General features: G+C 49.6%; 1 protein-coding gene. It reads left to right on the top strand.

The features are described 5' to 3' along the window. Positions 1-528, top strand: a 528-nt coding sequence (locus R7R78_RS29235) for an FAD-dependent monooxygenase (RefSeq protein ID WP_225474983.1), incomplete at both ends; no start/stop codon positions are given.

Raw genomic sequence — 528 nt, 5'->3', positions numbered from 1 at the left:
GACATCGCCGTAATCGGTGGCGGCATGGTCGGGGCAGCTGTCGCGGTTGGATTTGCCAAGCAAGGTAGAAGCGTAGTGGTAGTTGAAGGAGCGGAGCCTAAAGCATTCGATGCTGCTCAAGCTCTGGACGTGCGAGTTTCTGCTATTTCACATCAATCGGTGAAGTTATTTGAATCATTAGATGCTTGGTCGGCGATCGAAGCAATGCGCGTCTGTCCCTATCGTCGTCTGGAAACGTGGGAGCATCCTGAGTGTCGTACTCGTTTTCATTCTGATGAGCTTTCATTGGATCAACTTGGCTACATCGTTGAAAACCGCCTAATCCAACTTGGCCTTTGGCAAGCTTTCGCGCAATTCGACAACTTAACGGTGAAGTGTCCTGAGCGATTAAAAGACATCGATTTCAATGATGGAAACCGTATCACGCTAGAAAGCGGCGAACAGTTTGATGCGAACTGGATCATTGGCGCTGATGGTGCCAATTCTAAAGTACGTCAGCTAGCGGGTATTGGCGTGACTGCTTGGGAT

Source organism: Vibrio sp. 2134-1 (assembly GCF_033339495.1).
The sequence above is the reverse complement of the archived record's forward strand: the minus strand, read 5'-3'. Positions and strand labels throughout refer to the sequence as shown.